The sequence below is a fragment of the Rufibacter sp. XAAS-G3-1 genome (assembly GCF_013623775.1).
GTDB lineage: Bacteria > Bacteroidota > Bacteroidia > Cytophagales > Hymenobacteraceae > Nibribacter.
Window position 1 is genome coordinate 247,224 of the sequence record NZ_JABFAM010000007.1, and the last position, 16,939, is coordinate 264,162.

The 16,939-nt window shown below is 53.3% G+C and carries 11 protein-coding genes; 3 read left to right on the forward strand and 8 right to left on the reverse strand.

Going from position 1 to position 16,939, the window contains the following annotated elements; translation table 11 throughout:
• Window positions 1-487: 487 nt before the first annotated feature.
• Window positions 488-3,385 carry a triple tyrosine motif-containing protein gene (locus HHO50_RS09580; protein ID WP_181305793.1) on the reverse strand — a complete coding sequence of 966 codons (2,898 nt, stop codon included), beginning with the start codon at window positions 3,383-3,385 and terminating at the stop codon, window positions 488-490.
• A gap of 794 nt (window positions 3,386-4,179) precedes the next feature.
• On the opposite strand from HHO50_RS09580, the gene mutL reads away from it, so the two are divergent.
• The 3 genes from mutL (at window position 4,180) to HHO50_RS09595 (ending at window position 7,951) form a co-directional block, all read left to right on the forward strand.
• Window positions 4,180-6,021 (forward strand): DNA mismatch repair endonuclease MutL, encoded by a 1,842-nt coding sequence (gene mutL, locus HHO50_RS09585; protein WP_181305794.1) that lies wholly within the window; start codon window positions 4,180-4,182, stop codon window positions 6,019-6,021.
• A 211-nt stretch (window positions 6,022-6,232) separates the two neighbouring features.
• On the forward strand, window positions 6,233-7,012 hold the full coding sequence (locus tag HHO50_RS09590) for a rhomboid family intramembrane serine protease (RefSeq protein WP_181305795.1): 780 nt from the start codon (window positions 6,233-6,235) through the stop codon (window positions 7,010-7,012).
• A gap of 3 nt (window positions 7,013-7,015) precedes the next feature.
• A complete protein-coding gene (locus HHO50_RS09595; RefSeq protein ID WP_181305796.1) occupies window positions 7,016-7,951 on the forward strand; it encodes a rhomboid family intramembrane serine protease in 936 nt (311 codons plus the stop codon).
• Between the two features lie 368 nt (window positions 7,952-8,319).
• Here the strand turns inward: HHO50_RS09595 and HHO50_RS09600 are convergent, their stop codons facing one another.
• From HHO50_RS09600 to HHO50_RS09630, 7 genes are all read right to left on the reverse strand, one after another.
• Window positions 8,320-9,210 carry an SPFH domain-containing protein gene (locus HHO50_RS09600; protein ID WP_181305797.1) on the reverse strand — a complete coding sequence of 297 codons (891 nt, stop codon included), beginning with the start codon at window positions 9,208-9,210 and terminating at the stop codon, window positions 8,320-8,322.
• Between the two features lie 61 nt (window positions 9,211-9,271).
• Window positions 9,272-9,703 carry an NfeD family protein gene (locus tag HHO50_RS09605; protein ID WP_181305798.1) on the reverse strand — a complete coding sequence of 144 codons (432 nt, stop codon included), beginning with the start codon at window positions 9,701-9,703 and terminating at the stop codon, window positions 9,272-9,274.
• A 686-nt stretch (window positions 9,704-10,389) separates the two neighbouring features.
• Window positions 10,390-11,328 carry a malate dehydrogenase gene (mdh, locus tag HHO50_RS09610; protein ID WP_181305799.1) on the reverse strand — a complete coding sequence of 313 codons (939 nt, stop codon included), beginning with the start codon at window positions 11,326-11,328 and terminating at the stop codon, window positions 10,390-10,392.
• 977 nt (window positions 11,329-12,305) lie between these two features.
• A complete protein-coding gene (locus HHO50_RS09615) occupies window positions 12,306-13,145 on the reverse strand; it encodes a cyanophycinase (protein WP_181305800.1) in 840 nt (279 codons plus the stop codon).
• Between the two features lie 186 nt (window positions 13,146-13,331).
• Window positions 13,332-14,411, reverse strand: coding sequence for an isoaspartyl peptidase/L-asparaginase family protein (locus tag HHO50_RS09620; protein ID WP_181305801.1), 1,080 nt, complete (start codon window positions 14,409-14,411; stop codon window positions 13,332-13,334).
• A 17-nt stretch (window positions 14,412-14,428) separates the two neighbouring features.
• Entirely contained in the window at window positions 14,429-15,487 is a 1,059-nt protein-coding gene (locus HHO50_RS09625; RefSeq protein WP_181305802.1) for a cyanophycinase, read from the reverse strand.
• A 51-nt stretch (window positions 15,488-15,538) separates the two neighbouring features.
• Window positions 15,539-16,936 (reverse strand): RagB/SusD family nutrient uptake outer membrane protein, encoded by a 1,398-nt coding sequence (locus tag HHO50_RS09630; RefSeq protein ID WP_181305803.1) that lies wholly within the window; start codon window positions 16,934-16,936, stop codon window positions 15,539-15,541.
• Window positions 16,937-16,939 lie beyond the last annotated feature (3 nt).

A 16,939-nucleotide genomic window follows, 5' to 3' on the forward strand; every position in this document is an offset into this window, starting at 1 on the left:
ATTTGCCTGTCTGGCTGGCTTTTAAAGCTTTGTGTGGTAATGTTGAGGTGAAATATGCCCCAGGCCAGGTGAATTAGAAGCCCATGCCAACGTGGTGCTCCCTAACTGAAGAGGCCGTGCGGCTGTTTCCAGCCCGTTTTTAGAAAAACAGGACGTAAACGCCTGAGCGGCTCTTATCTCTGGCGGAGAGTGGCTGGAATGAAATGAATTGCCGCAAGTTGACTCTGGGGTTTCCCGTTAACGGAAGGAGGGGTAGGGCTGAAGCACCTGGGGAGAGCTGGTTTTGCTGCGGTTTCCCGGCTTAGATCTCAAACAGCAGCAAGCCGTCTTTGCTTGGCGTGAGACCCTCCCTAAAAAGCCGGTTGGGAATAACGCTTGCTGCTCACTTTCTGAGACCTTGCCCACTACAAAGCGCGTTTACGGCCTGTTTTTAGAAAAACAGGCCGTAAACGCGCTTTGTAGTGGGCAGGGTAATCTCCCGGCGGGCCTATACTTCCATCAAGAACTCCACCAGGTTTTTCTCGTGGTCCAGGTTCAGCTTTTTGCGGAGGCGGTAGCGGCTTATCTCCACGCTCCGGACGGTAATGTTCAACAGGGAGGCAATTTCCTTGCTGTTCATGTTCAGGCGCAGGTAGGCGCAAAGCTTCAGGTCTTTGGGGGTGAGCTCGGGGTGAAGGGTCTTGAGTTTCTTGAAATAGTTTTCGTGGGCCTCGTTGAAACTGCTCTCAAACAGGTTCCAGTCATACCCTTTGTCTATGCCTTCGTCAATCACTTTCTGCAGCTTTTTCAGTTGCTCGGGAGAGAGTTTTTTGCCGCTGGCGTCTTTCAGAAGCAGGATTTCTTGGCGGATGCCTTCCAGCAGCTCATTCTTAGAGACAATGTTGAGGGCCGAGTTGGCCAACTCGCGGCTTTTTACGGCCAGTTCAGACTCCAGCTGCTCATTGCGGAGCTTCACCAGCTTCTGTTCATTGACAATGGCCTCGCGGCGGAGGTGCTCTTCCTTTTCCTGCTCCAGCTTCAGCCGTATCCTTTCCTTGTCTTGGTGCAGCCGGGCGTGGTACAGATGCCTGAAAAGCAGCAGTAGCAGCAGGCCCACCACCACGTACCCCAGGTAGGCCCAGTACGTGGCATACCACGGCGGCCCCACGGTAAACCTAAACGCAGTGACGGGTGAGGTGGCCTCGTTCTCAATCTTGGCCCGCACCAGAAAACGGTAGTTGCCCTGGGCCAGGTTAAGGAATTCCTTTTGGGAAGCGTACGCCCAGTCTGACCATTCTTTGGAATAGCCTTCCAGAAAATACTGGAATTTGGGTTTCATCTGGCTGTAATAGGGCAAGGAGAAAGCAATGCTGAGGCTGTTTCTCTTGTAAGGAATCTCCAGGTGAACAGAATTCGTCTCGGCCAGGGGGTAGCGGGCTTCTGAATGGTGCTGCACTTTTCTGATGAGCACCGGCGGAAGGGTCTTTTTGGGGGGAGGGGCTACTTCGGTGTTGTACACCGCAAAGCCATCATCAATACTGATAAGGTAGCTGGACTTGCTGATGCGGCTGATGTTTTCATAGTACTGCACCATGTGGCCGCTGAGCAGGTTGAAAGGGGTGGAGCTTACGCGAACGGTGCCCGCCTGGGGCATGTCTACCAAGGCCAGCCGGCCATGGTTTATAAACCAGTACTGGGTGCCCGCCGCCTGAATGATGCGGTTGGAGGACGCGAAAGCCCCCAGTTTCTTGTTGAGCTCAGTGTATTTGGAGAAGCTGTCGCTCACGGCGTCGTACCCGTAGAAACCGTCCTCTGAGGTGAAAACGGCGCGGCCGTTTAACCGAAACACGTTGATCTGGTCATCGGCCGGAAGGCCTTGCTCCTGGTTGTAGTACGTAACGGACTCGGCCCTAGTCATGTCGGCGCTCAGGGTCAGTTTGTACAGGCCGCGGTAGGCGTGGCTCACCCAGATGTGGCCCGTGTTGTCCTGCTCCACAAACCGGGACGGCTCCCCAAAGCCCTCTATCCTATGGGAGACCACCCACTTGCCGCCCGCGTCCTTTTTATAGACCACCAGGCCCGTGTAGGTGCCCTGTAGAAGGGTTGGCGCTGGGGAGGTGAGTTTCTTGAGCGTCCAGCCCCCTTTGAACCCCGACAGTTTCTGAAGCCGGTCGCCCTCTACCCTGAAGGTGCCCTCGTTATGCCCGCACAGCAGCTGGCCGTCTTGCAGCGTGAGTTCCCACACCTGCCCCTGGCTGCCTTCAATGATCCTGAAATCCAGGGATTGGTACTGCTGGGCGTGGTTTGGGGCCCAGTCGCTGTAAAAAAGCCCCTGGTTGGTGCCCAGATAGATTTTGCCTTGGTGAATGATGCTGGAATAAACCGTGCCGAAGGTTCCGGTTTTGTCAAAGTAGAAGTACAGCGGGGAATTGACCTCAATGCGGTCAACGCCGTTGTCTAAACCCGCCCAGAGGTTGTTTTCCCGGTCGGTGAACAGGCTGAGGACGGTGTTGTTTTGCAGGCCGCCGGCTTTGTTCATGCGGTGCAGGATCTTTCCTTCCTGGTTTAGGATCACCAAGCCGTTGAGGATGGTGCCGTACGCCACCGTTTGGTTCTGCAAGACCACCCCGTTGTTCAGCTGGTTGGTTTTCAGGAAATCATTGGCGGCAGGGGAGCCCCACGGCGAAATGGAAGTGCCGTCAAACAGAAACAGCCCGCTCTTGGCGGTGCCAATCAGAAAGGAATTGCCCTGGAAAGGCAGCACAGACAGTACTCCCGTGTTGCCCATGGCCTCACTGCCCTTGATGAGCACCAGGGCAGAATCCTTCAGCTCGTAGAGTCCCTTTTCAATCACCTCCACAAAGTACCGGTTGCGGGCTTTCAGCAGAAACAAGAGGGTGTGCTCGCCTTTCACAACCTGCATCTTGCCTTGTTGGTAAATGTAGATGGCCGAGAAGGACTGGAAGATGACCCGGCCCGGCTCTACGTAGATCTTCCAGATTTCGCCCTTGAGGGCATTCTCAGCGGGGATTAGGTGGGCAAGAGAGGTGTACACGAAGCGGCCTTGCCTGTTATAGGCCCAATAGCCCAACTCGCCGAAGCCCCCGGCGTATACCCGGTTGGTTTTAGGGTCAGCGGCCACGGCCCGCACAATGACTTTGTTGGGCATGCGGTACAACTGCCAGGCTTGCCCGTCATAGGCCAGCAGCCCCTCAGAATTCCCCAGATACATGACCCGGTCTCTGCCCTGGGCCACCGACCAGTTCTGGTTTCCGGCTTGGTACAGGCTCTTGGGGTAGTTCTGGATGAGCGGGAAGCTGAGGTCTTTGCTTGGTTGTGCTTTGGAACCAGGGGTTGCCCACAAAACTATCCCTACTATCAGCCAGAATATGCTAGAATGCTTCATTTCATTGTTTCCTGATACGCCTGAAAGCTACAAAAGGGATGGCACCAGGTTCTTTTAAAATCTTAGGGCTTGTTTAAAGGTAAGGGTTGCAAGCGAAAATGGCCAGAAAAAGGTTCGGCGGGCGTTGATGTACAAACGCTGGGTGGATGTACAGCCCTGCTCAACCACCCTTGCCCTTTCCAGGAGAGAGAATCCTGCAAAATAAAGCAAAATTCCCCGCTTGGGGGGAGATCCCGTAGGGAAAAATCTTTCTGGGCGTTCAGGAGTTGGCTTGCAGCCCGGAGTGGCAACCAGGCAGAGCGGTACCTGCGTTTTAAGGCTGTTTTCCACAAAACAGCCTTAAAACGCATTTGCAGGAGTGTTTTCGGTCTTCCCCAACCAGGTAGGCCCGGGAGGAGAATTCCTTTTCTGGGGCAGGGTGGGTTTCAACAGAGTGCACAAATCCCGCCTTTACTTGAATCTGCTGCCTCTGCCGCGTGTTAATGAGCTGGCTAATTTGCCTTTCAGGCCGCCAATGTTGAACTTCGCCACCCAGCAGCCTTTCCCCTTGCTGCCGTTGGGGCCTTGCTGTGCCCGCAAGCAGAGAGAAAGACGTTCAGGGCGGTCTGGCGGGTAGTGACGGTTGACTGAAAGGGGTACCTCCTGGCAAGGGCTGGGGCTGCTTCCGCCATTCTCTTTTGCGGGGGAAGCCGAAGAAAGACGGGCAGCCACGGAACGTACTGGGCAAAGAGGGTTTTCCTTTGCTGCCCGCTATGCCTTGTTGTTGAACTCAAAATTTACAGAACTAAGTAAGGATGGCAGATATTATCCGTTTATTACCCGAGTACCTGGCCAACCAGATCGCCGCCGGCGAGGTGGTGCAGCGCCCGGCCTCCGTGGTAAAGGAGTTGTTGGAGAATAGCGTAGACGCGCGCAGCAGCAGCGTTACCTTGATTATCAAAGATGCCGGAAAGCAGTTGATTCAGGTGGTGGACGACGGCGTAGGCATGACCGAGACCGATGCCCGCATGTGCTTTGAGCGCCACGCCACCTCCAAGATCAAATCTACCGAAGACCTGTTCCGCATCAAGACCATGGGGTTCAGGGGTGAGGCGATGGCCTCCATTGCCGCCGTGGCACAAGTGGAGCTGAAGACCCGCGCCCGGGGCTCTGAACTGGGTACCTGCCTGAGCATTGAAGGCAACGAGGTCATCAAACAGGAGCCGGTGGCCATGGGCGAAGGAACGGTGGTGAGCGTGAAGAACTTGTTTTTTAACGTGCCCGCCCGCCGAAACTTCCTGAAAAGCAACCCCGTGGAGATGCGCCACATTCTGGACGAGTTCCAGCGGGTAGCTTTGGCCAACCCCGAGATTGCCTTTGCCCTGTACCAGAACGAGGTGGAGGTGATGAACCTGCCCGCCGGGAAACTGAGCCAGCGCATTGTGAGCATTTTCGGGAAAGAGTACAAAGAACAGATGGCCGCCTGCGAAGAGACCACGCCCTTTCTCACCGTGAAGGGCTATATCGGCAAGCCGGAGTTCGCCAAAAAGAGCCGGGGCGAGCAGTTCTTCTTCGTGAACAACCGCTACATCAAAAGCCAATACCTGAACCACGCGGTGCTCACGGCCTTTGAAGGGCTGCTGCCCAAAGACAGTTTCCCGTTTTACGTCTTGTTTCTGGAAATCGCCCCGGAAACGATTGACATCAACGTGCACCCCACCAAGACCGAGATCAAGTTTGAGGACGAGAAAACGGTCTACGCCATTGTGCGGGCAGCCGTGAAGCAAAGCCTGGGCCTGCACAACATTGCCCCGTCGCTGGACTTTGGGGCCGATGTGAACTATATGCCGCTCCAGCCCATGAAATTTCCGGCCTCCATGGATTTTGAGACCGCCCCCGCCCAAGCCCCCCGAGCTTCGTCTAAAATGAACCAACCTACCACCTTTACTTCCCGCGCCTCTGGGGGGGGAAGGGGAAATGCTTCTTTTGATTCTACCCCAACCCGGGAAGTTTCCCGTGCCACCTCTGAGGACAGCAACCTTTTTCCGGAAGAAGATTCATTTGCCCCGGTGACAACCGGCATGACGGGCGGCTCCAAAACCCTGCAGGTGCACCAGAAGTACCTGATGGTGCAGGTGAAATCTGGCCTGATGGTGGTAGACCAGCAAGCCGCCCAAGAGCGGATTCTGTACGAAAAATACAGCCAGTCCTTAGGCAAGCGTACCGGGGCGTCTCAGCAACTGCTTTTCCCGCAAACGCTACAACTCTCGGCCGCCGATTTTTCGTTGGTGATGGAATTGGCCGAGGAGTTCAGTGCCCTGGGCTTCGTGTTCAATGATTTCGGGAACAATACGCTGGTGGTAAACGGCATTCCGGCCGAGATTCCGCTGCGCGATGAGCGGGAACTGATTGAGGGATTGCTGGAGCAATATAAAAGCAACCTCTCGGCGTTAAAGGTAGACCGGCAGGAGAATCTGGCCCGGGCTATGGCCAAGCGCGTGGCTTCCCGCCTCACAGGGCGCTTAAATGATCAGGAAATGAATGCGTTGGTAGACCGCTTGTTTGGTTGCCAGGTGCCTAATTATACGCCAAGTGGGCAGAAAACATTGGTGATTTTGCAGACCGAGCAACTTCAGGATTTGTTCCTGCGGAACTAGCTTTTTGGCAGGTGACGTAATTGTGGCAGGAAATATGCGGCAAGCCGATAGTTTAAGCCGGTAGGAGTACCATTAGCAGGCATTCCTCCGTACTGTGTGGAGCAGAACTATTACCTTCGTGACCTGTTACCATAGGTAGGAAAAAGCGGCTGCAGGGTTTTGGTCGGCTTTTTTGTTTCCTTTTAACTGTACATTTACTTAACCTCCTTCTATGTCACCCATCACGCCCATGGTGCGTAACCTGCTTATTTTGAACGTGCTGATGTTCATTTTAAGCGACAGGCTGTTCCCAACGCAATTGTTTGCTTTGCATGATATCCGGTCAGACTATTTCCGGCCTTTTCAGTTTGTCACCCACATGTTCATGCACGGGAACCTCATGCACCTGTTCAGCAACATGTTCAGTTTGTTTATCTTCGGGCCCATGCTGGAGCGGTACTGGGGTGAAAAGCGCTTCCTCATCTTTTTCCTGATTACCGGTTTGGGGGCCAGTCTGCTTTACTCGGCGGTGCGTTACTATGAGATTACCCAGGTCATGGAAGGCGTTGTGGCGTTTATGCAGAACCCAGACCCTATAGACTTCAAAAACCTGCTGGAGAAAGGGGGCATTGACGTGCGGGGCATGGAATCTTTCCTGGTTGATTTCAACCGGAACCCTACCAATGCGCAGATGATCACGGAAGCCAAGGCGTTTGCGGCCCGGTTGTCTGATGTGATGGTCAACAGCCCCATGCTGGGCGCCTCTGGTGCGGTGTTCGGGATTCTGATGGCTTTCGGGATGCTGTTCCCCAACACAGAACTCATGCTGCTGTTTTTCCCGGTTCCCATCAAAGCCAAGTACTTTGTGCTCATGTACGGCGCGTTTGAGATTTACTCTGGGTTGAACCGGATGCCGGGTGACAATGTGGCGCATTTCGCGCATTTGGGCGGAATGCTTTTTGCGTATATTTTACTGAAACTTTGGGAACGACAACGTAACAACTTTTACTAAACTATGACCAGTATTTTTGACGATATCCGTTCGGCGTTCAGCAGGGGCAACAATTCCCTGCACCAGCTCATTTTCATCAATGTGGTGGTGTTTGCGGTGCTGATCATCCTGCGCACGGTCATGACGCTAAGCGGCTCGGGCGGCACCTTCGCTTACCTGATGACCTTCCTGAGCGTGCCTTCCAACTTGAGCATACCTTCCGAACTGCCGTCTTTTCCTTACCGCTTCTGGACTATTCTTACCTACTTCTTCACCCACCTGGAGTTCTTCCACATTCTCTTCAACATGCTCAATCTCTACTGGTTTGGGATGCTGATTAGGGAGTACCTGGGCGACAAGCGGTTGGTGAGCCTGTATGTGCTAGGTGGTCTGGCCGGTGGCTTGATCTATCTGATCAGCTACAACACCATTCCGTACCTGCAACTACGCGCCGAAGGTTCTTTCATGATGGGGGCCTCTGGCAGCGTGATCGCGATTATGGTGGCCGCCGCTACCTTGTTGCCCAACTACACCTTCAACCTGATTCTTATTGGCCCCATCCGGATCAAATACATTGCCCTAGTGATGGTGCTGCTTTCCATTTCTGGGGCCACCGGCGGCAACGCAGGCGGAAACATTGCTCACTTAGGCGGTGCCCTTTTAGGCTTCTTCTACGTACGGCAACTGCAAAAAGGCACAGACTGGGGAAGGCCCGTGCAAGCAGTACTAGGCTTTTTCAGTGGCCTGTTCCAGCGCCGTTCTCCGTTGAAAGTGGCCTATAAAAACCCAAACCGGCCTTTCACCTCCTCATCGGCCTCTCCCGTTTCTGCCGCGGCCAATACCGCCGCGAACCCCTCACAACTGGAGATTGACCAGATTCTGGACAAGATTTCCGTCTCGGGGTATGAAAGCCTGACCAAAGAAGAGAAGCAGAAGCTGTTCAAGGCCAGCCAGAAGTAGTTGTGAGTTGCTGGTTGTTAGTTTTAGGCCCCATTTTCGGAAAAGAGGCCTAAAACGCATAAATTCCAAAGCAGTTTTTGGTCTCTAAAATTTTAAGAAGCGTAGTTGGCGCTAGTCTACAGACCCGTGCCTATGGATAAGGGATAGTCTCTGACTATCCTCGCTGCGTCAGCAGCAAAAACGGGAATTCTGTGCAATTGACCTTTACTAAAAGCCTTTCTAGTTCGTCCACAAGATCCTTTCAGGAGGACAAAAAGGAGGGGAAGAAGAAAACCTAAAATAGAAGGCCCCGCAAATCTAATCTGCGGGGCCTTTTATTTTAGGTGCCTGTTTTAAGGCTTTTTTCTAAAAAATAGCCTTAAAACAGCTTAACTTTTGCTGCTGTTCAGCATATCGCCAATGGCGCCTATGTTGCCCAAGGTCTCTACGGCTGCCGATGGCATGAAAATCTTGTTGGCTGGCCCCATGGCTAATTTCTCAAGCGCCTCAAAAGAACGATAGGTAAGCACCCGCTCATCCAGGCCGGCCTCAATCAGTAACCGGATACGGGCTTTCTCCGCCTCCGCGATGTCGGTGATGGCTTTGGCCTGGCCTAGGGCATCTAACTCCACGGCAGCGCGATCACCCTCCGCCCGCAGGATTTTACTGGCCCGGTCGCCCTCGGCCCGAAGGATCATGTCTTGCTTGGCCGCCTCGGCTTCCAGAATGGTGGCGCGGCGGTTCCGCTCGGCTTTCATCTGCTTGTCCATGGCTTCCTGAATATCTAAAGGTGGTTTGATGTCGATGACCTCCACGCGCTCAATGCGCACGCCCCATTTCTCGGTGGCTTCGTCCAGGGCAGTCCTGATCTCGGCAGAAATCCGCTCGCGGCCCGATAGGGTTTCATCCAGTTCCAGGTTCCCGATGATCTGCCGCATGGTAGCCGTGGTGATGTTCCGTACCCCCAGCACGTAGTCAAAGATGCCGTAGGTGGCCTGCTCCGGCCCTACTACCTGGTAGAACACAATGGTGTCAATGAGCACCTGTACGTTGTCGCGCGTAATCACTGACTGCGGCGGCACGTTCGTCTGCTGGATACGCAAATCGTGGTACACGCGCACCCGGTCTACAATAGGAATGAACAGGTTCAGCCCCGGGTGCATGAGGCGCTGGAACTTACCCAACCGCTCTACCACCCCCACCCGCTGCTGCGGAATAATGCGGATAGAGAGTGCCATGAGCACAATAACGGCGGCAAGGATAATAAGAGAGGTGGTCATAGTTTTAGTGCGTAAGTGAATGCGTAAATGAGAGACAAACGAATAACCCTCCGTAAAATCTTTATTTGATAGGGACCACTTGTAGAACCGTACTGCTCTGGCTTACCACCAGCACCCGCTGGCCGGGCGGCAGCTCTTCCTGCGCTTTCGCCGACCAAACCTCGCTTCCTATGCGCACAATGCCCAAACGGCCGGGCATAATGGGTTCCACCACTTCGCCTTGCTTGTTGACCAGTTGGTAAACCGGGTCATGAAACCCCCGGACTTTGTGCAGGCGGGCCGTTAAGCGCTTGGTTAGCAGGGTAAGCAGCAGCCCCGTAACGCTGGCCCCCAGGGGAGGCAGCCACAGGTTCTGGGGGGAAAGGTACGCCAGCACGGCGGCTACCAACGCAGCAATACCCAGCCACAGCAGATAAAAGGTACCTGTGACCATCTCCGCTACCAAAAGTAGGATGCCTGCTATAAGCCAAAGCCACCAAAGCTCAAATTCCATATTCTTGAATGTTATGTCAGTAATATAGTGAAAATAAAGCGTTTGTGCAAGGCGGCGGGATTCCTAGGGTGCGGACAGGGCTTGCCCTGGCCAACCAGGCATTGCCTTCTTTAGCTGGTGGCTTTGGAAGTTTTGCGTTGGCACCGGCACTGTTTTCTTGTTGGCCATTTGCTTCGGCTGCCGTTTAGGACAGGTCGTGACCTGCCCGTACAGAAGAATGCGTTTTGGAGCTCGTTTCTGGAAATGAAGCCCAAAACGGAAATAAAAAAGCCTGACCAACAGGCCAGGCTCTCCAATTTTATAATCAAAGCTGTTTAGAGTTTTGCGCCTGTTTTCCTAAAAACACCCTGAAAACGGCGGTACAAGCGGATGTTTGCGGCAGTAGGCCAATAACGGCCTCTTGTTTTTGGCCTGTTTTCATAAAAGTAACCTGAAAACCAGAGGCATAACCGAATACTTGCCTAGAGGAATTGCTTTAAATGCCGGTTAATGGAAAACTCTAAACAGGTTCATAAAGAGCTTGTCTAAATTTCATCTTTGCGCTGCAAACTACCATAAAAAGAACCTGCGGAAGCGGTTGCGTCGCCCCACAGCGCTGCTACGCGGCTCAAAAAACGCTTCCGCAGAACCTTTCTCTGGCTAGTTGAGCCAGCAAACCTCAAATGTAAACAAGCTCTAACAAGTGCCTACGCGTTGGCAGGCATGTTGTCTAACACGTCCATCACTTCACGCACGGCTTTCTCAGAGGCCTTCAACAAGGCCATTTCGTCCTCGTTTAGTTGCAGCTCAATTACTTTCTCAATTCCGTTTTTACCCAGCACTACCGGTACACCCAGGTACGTGCCGGTAATGCCGTACTCGCCTTCCAGTTTGATACACACCGGGAACACGCGTTTCTGGTCACGCACAATGGCTTCCACCATCTGCGCAGCGGCTGAACCCGGCGCATACCAGGCCGAGGTGCCCATCAGTTTCACCAGCTCACCGCCGCCGTTTTTGGTGCGGTCAACAATGGCATCCAGTTTGGCAGCGTCAATCAGCTCGGTTACGGGAATACCGCCTACGGTGGTGTAGCGCGGAAGCGGCACCATGGTGTCGCCGTGGCCGCCCATCAAGACCGCCTGAATGTCCTTAGGAGACACATTCAGTTCTTCGGCTAAGAACGCGCGGTAGCGGGCGGTGTCCAGGATGCCGGCCATGCCCATCACTTTGGTGCGGGGCAGTTTAGAGGTTACGTGCGCGGCGTAGGTCATCACATCCAGCGGGTTAGATACCACAATGATGATGGCCTCCGGCGAATGCTTGATCACGTTTTCGGTGACAGAACGAACGATACCGGCGTTGGTGCTGATGAGGTCGTCACGGGTCATGCCGGGCTTGCGGGGCAGTCCGGAAGTAATCACCACCACGTCTGAGTTGGCGGTACGGGTATAATCATTGGTAACGCCCACGGTGCGGGTGTCATACAGGTTAATCGGCGATTTCTGCCAGATATCCAGGGCCTTGCCTTCGGCGAAGCCTTCTTTGATATCCACTAACACTACTTCATTGGCAATCTCGCGGTACGCCAACACGTCGGCACAGGTGGCCCCTACGTTACCGGCTCCAACTACGGTTACTTTCATTTGTTTAGGTTTGGTTAGATGATATAAGTAGCAGGACAAATTAAACTATCTATTTTGTTTTCCTGAAAGGATCTTGGCCACGAACGGCAATTACTTTCAATAAGAGCTTTTCTAGTTCGCCACCGAGATCCTTTCAGGATGACAAGAGAGAAGAAGATATAGTTATTTCTGTCCAATTACTTACTACGCGGTGAAATTAGGAAAAAGGCCGTCACCGGAAAATTATTTCGGGAATATCTTGTGCGCCAGGTTAGTAGAAGTAGCACACCAACCGTTATTATTCCGCTGTTATTGTCCCTGTAATCTCTTGGTTTCCGCGAAGGGAAGAACTTCTGGTAGAACCGTTGTCATCTAATATCATAATTGAACGATTGGTGCGCCTTGGAAGGAGTTGATGGGAAGCCAGAACCCACCCCTACCCCTCCCAGGAGGGGAATACGCCTTTGCTAATGAAAGGAATGCGTAGAGACCAGGCATGCCTGGTCTCTACGCATTCCATCATCACTGTTTCTGCTCCGTTACTTCTGCTCCTTTCCCCAGTTCCAGTCTTCCCCGAGCGCGCCTCGCTTTTGGCCATAGATAAACACCAACTAAGAGAGGCAGACCTCACAGGCCGAAAGGGCAGTGCGAGAGGGGAAGACGGGGCCCCGCGGCCGTGAGCGCTTAGCGGAAACTATGAAACAATACAGTACTTGCACCCACGCAAAAAGCGGCCCCGCCAGTGGAATAGCAAAAGACGTGCACCTACAAACCCCTCCAATGAAACCATTTCCAAGAAGCTAAACCGCAGAAAGGTATCAATAGGGATTTCAGTTTATGGCCTGTTTTCAGAAAAGAAGCCATAAACTGAGATCTAATAGGGTAGGGGTAATAGGTGAATGTATTCTTTTGAACCTTAGGTTCTGCCGCCAAGAAGCTTTTGACCTGTTTTGAGGAAAACACCGCTAAAATGAAAGTAAGCAGGCAAGCTGAATTGCTTAAAAAGAGAAATAATCTCCGTCTGCATAGATGCTGATCTTCATGTCCTGCACTTTGATCAATCCCTGGGGAGTGGTCTGCAAACCCTTGGGTTCTGAAAAATGGATAACCTGGCTGTCGCCTACCACTTTCATGCGGCCGGGGAGCACTACCAGCGCGGTACCTTCATCAATGCCCACACAGTCAAAGGAAGGAAAAGCTGCCAAGGCAGAAAATAACCGGGCGTAGCGGCTCCGCTTGATGAAGTGCTGGTCTATGATGACAGAATCCAGCAAGGCCAGGCCGGGTTTGAATTCTATGTTCTTGTCCCAGAGTTTATCAAAGGTTTCTTTGTAGGTAGTGTCACCCGCCAACTGCTGACCGGTAATCATGTACTTACTCATAACGGCCGCCCCCGCACTGGTGCCGGCAATGGTGGCCCCGCCTGCATACGCCGCATGGATGGCAGTATAGACGGGCGAGTTGTGCACTACCTGCATGAACCTGTCCTGGCTGCCGCCGGTAATAAAAATCAGTTTGGCCTGCCGCAGGGAATCAAGCCATTTTTTGTTTAGGACAGTGGCCGGTGTGAAGTTGAAGCAGGTTATTTTGTTTTTGGTGACCGCCTGTAGTTGCTTCTGAATAGCTGCGTATGACTCCACGGGTTCTGCACTGGCCATGGGGAGTACCACTATGTAATCTTTTTTCTGCAGCCCAGCGGTTTCCACCATTTCCTTGATCAGGGCCGGGGAGCGTGTGCCACCCCCAATAATGAAGAGGTTTCCCTTAGGGGACGAAGGTTGCGCCCAAGCCGCTGATGACGTCAGCAGCAGAAAGAAATAAAACAAATATCGTTTCATAATAGGGAGGTTAAGGTTGACCTAGATCTCTTGTGATTAGAAGCTTTCAGAGAAAACCAGAGGAAGGGATTTGCGGCCGAATGGTATTTCAAGATGGCCGTTTTAGGCTTGTTTTGCCATAAACAGACCTAAAACAGCTATTCAGGAAGGTTAAGCATTCAAACTGGGCTCTAACGTTTAAGAAGGCTACTCTTTGTAAATTTTGACCTCAATTTTGCCGTCTGCCGTGATGGTGCCGCGGTACATGCCTTCGGTGTTGAAAGGAGTGGCTACCCGGCCATTTTTATCCAAGGCGATCAATCCGCCGTCGCCACCCAGTTTGCCCACTTTGTCAAGCACCTGTTGGGAAGCATCGGCCACGGAAAGGTTCTTGTATTCCATGAGGGCCGAGATGTCATGGGCCACCACGCTTCTGATGTAGAACTCACCCCAACCCGTGCAGGAAATGCCCACGGTCTGGTTGTTGGCGTACGTGCCCGCGCCAATAATGGGGGCATCGCCTACGCGGCCGTACTTTTTGTTTGTCATCCCGCCGGTAGAGGTGCCCGCCGCCAGGTTGCCCCGGTTGTCAAGGGCCACGGCACCTACGGTTCCAAATTTGTTGTCTTTGTTGAGAATGCCCATTTTAAGCGCCGTTTTGCCGTCATGGTCCAGCTGACTTTTGGTGGAGTCTTCCTGAATGGCTTTCTGCAGTCCTTCCCAACGCGACTCGGTAAAGAAATAGGCAGGGGCCACAATTTCCAGCCCGGCTTCCTTGGCGAATTTCTCGGCCCCTGGCCCCACCATCATCACGTGCTCAGACTTTTCCATGACCGCCCGGGCCGCACTGATTGGGTTACGCACATTTGTGACACCCGCCACCGCGCCGGCCCCCAGGGTTTTCCCGTCCATGATGGAGGCGTCCAGCTCGTTTTTGCCATCATGGGTGAAAACGGCTCCTTTTCCGGCATTAAACAGGGGAGAGTCTTCCAGCACATGAATGGTGGCTTCAATGGCGTCCAAGCTGCTTTTTCCTTGTTTCAAGAGGCTATACCCTGCCTGCAGCGCTTGGGTAAGCGCAGCGGTGTACGCCGCCTCTTTCTCTGGGGTCATGTCCTTTTTCAGGATTGTACCTGCCCCGCCATGGATCACCAGCACGTACTTGGTTGTGTCTGAGGCAGCCGTAGTGCCAGTGGAAGTTTGCTCGTTGTTGGTTTTGGATGTGCAGGAGGTAGCCAACAGGAAAGCCAAGGCTGCCCACCAACTGTTTTTCAAAGTGAAGTGCATGTGTGTGATTAAAGTTATTATTGGTCTTTTTTGTGTAATTGCCCGTTTTCTACCCACCACCAGTACCATTTGCCGCCGGCGGCGGAGCTTGGGTGGAACGTATCAACATTGAACTGGCCGCTGCCCGTGTCAGAGGCGGTAATCTCATAGACGGCAAGCGCCTGTTCGTTGCGTTTCCAGAGTAACGGTTTCCCTTTTTCTACCAGTTCGGGAGCTTTGGCGTCATTGGGGAGGAGGAAATAGGCTTTGCTGCTGCCAAATGCCTGCGCCATCCCTTGCTGGTCAATACAAACGGCGGTACGCTCATCGGCGGCTATGCCCTGGGCGGCAACGTTCCAGTCCTTCTTGATTCTTGCCAGAAAAGCCACGTGCCTACCTTCGCGGGTGCGGGCCAGGTAGTGCTGGTCGGTGATGATATTGCGGAGGAAAGGGGCCTGCACAAAATCATTGTTATACAGCGTGATGGTACTATGGTACGGGTCGGCCAGGGCGGTGGTAGAGATAGAACTCCCGCTTTCGCCGCTGTAATAGAAGCCTCCCATAATGGCGCAGCCTGCGCTGGTTCCGCCCACGGGTGCTTTCTTGGTTTGCAGTAAGTAATTGATGGCCTCCTGGGTTTTGGTGCCCCGCCACAGGTTCATGTACTTAGACTGGTCACCCCCGGCAATGAACAGCATCTCGGCATTTCTGATAATGCGGGCCACGGTGTCATTGTTGGCCAGGTCGCGGGTGTCAATCTTAAGGGTTTCCACGGATTTGACGGTGCCCAAGCCTGCAATGAACGGGTTATAGGCATTGGTGCCGGTCACCCTAATCACCACTACGTTGCCGCCGCCGCTTCGCTGGATCATCCATTTAAAAGCAGATTCCACATCTTTGCCGCCCCCCATTAAGACCAAGCCCCCCGTCACCGGGGTTTTGACGTCGGTAGAGTCGCCCACTATCCCGAGGGAGGCTGGTCTAACTGTGCTGGAAGGGGTGGGAGGAAGCGGTGTTGGTTGTGGCAGGGGGGTGGCTTTGCAGCCCCAGAGACCCAGCGCACTCAATGAGAATGAAAGCCAGAAAATATATTTCATATACAGAAAGTAAAAACGCTGCCCTACGCAGGTAAGACAGCGTTCTATAGCTTAGTATTTAGGGTTTTGGATGATGTTCTTGTTTACGGATATCTCCAGGGCTGGAATAGGGAAGGAGTACTGGGCCTGCGTAGGCTCCAGGCGCACCGCCCCCGAGGTATTGATGGCATCAGCGGGCAGCCTTTCCACCGGAAGATTTCTTCTCTTGAGGTCAAAGAAGCGGTGCCCTTCAAATGCCAGTTCCTTAAAACGCTCGGTGTACACTGCGCTGATCAAGGCCTCCTTGGAAGCAAAGGCCATAGGGGTATACCCGGTAATTCTGGCTGTGCGCAAGGCATTCAGGTCATTGGCGCCTTCGGCTAATCCGCCGGCGGTTTCTGCCCGGGCCTCTGCCCTTATAAGGTACATTTCACCGGTTCTGAATAATTTGATGTCGGCCAGGCCTGGGGCAGATGCCGTTCCTCCAATGTATTTGTTTACTAAATAAGTAGATTTACCAGCACCCCGGTTCGCATCAGATTTGATATAGGGCGCATAGCGTACATCATTGTCCGCGTCAAACGAGTTGATGAGCTTGAAGGCCGGGGCAAACAAGACAATACTCCCGTTTTGGCGGAAGAAGAAATCCCCGATGCGGGCATCACCCACCACCCGTTTCAGTTTCCAGATCACCTCAGCTTCGTTGGCATCTGTCCAGATGCCGGGGAACTGGGCGCGGGTGGCCAGGGGAGTCGCTTGGATCACTTCCGTGGAGTAGGTAATGGCATCGGGCCAGTTCTTCTCGTACAACGCCACCCGGGCCTGTATGGCCGCAACCCCGGTTTTGGTGATTCTGGTTTTGTCATTGAAAGAAGCCGGGATCAGGGCCTTGGCCGCTATCAAATCCGCTTTCGCGTTGTCAATCACCGCCTTGAACGTATCTCTGCCCGGTGTGCCAATGACAGAAACCTTCATATAAGGCACCCCTAACGCTTCTGGTTCATAGGAAGCCGCATAGGCACGCAGCAGTTCAAAGTGGGAGTAGGCCCTAAGGGCAAGAAGTTCACCTTGATAGCGGTCTTTCAAGGCTTGTTCTGCGGCAGGAACGGTTACCTGATCCAGAGCGGCTAATACCCGGTTTACGCGATCAATGGTGGTATAATATTGGCCCCAGGCCGAGGTCACGGAGCCGCTACCGGCGTTATACAGCCAACGGTGGGCGTCTGTGTTGCTCACGTTATTCTCAGTGGGCAGCATGACCTCGTCTGAAACGGTGGCGTTGCTGGAAATAAGGGTGTAGTCCAGTACCGCGTAGGCTCCCAGTAAACCCATGTTCAGGTCATTGATGTTACGGAAGGCCTTGGAAGGGTCAATGCTATCTGAGGGGGCAAGGTCTAATTTGTCACACGCTAAAGAAGAGGTAGCTAACGCGAGCAGAAAAACGGATCTTTTAATAGAGGTAGGAAACATGGC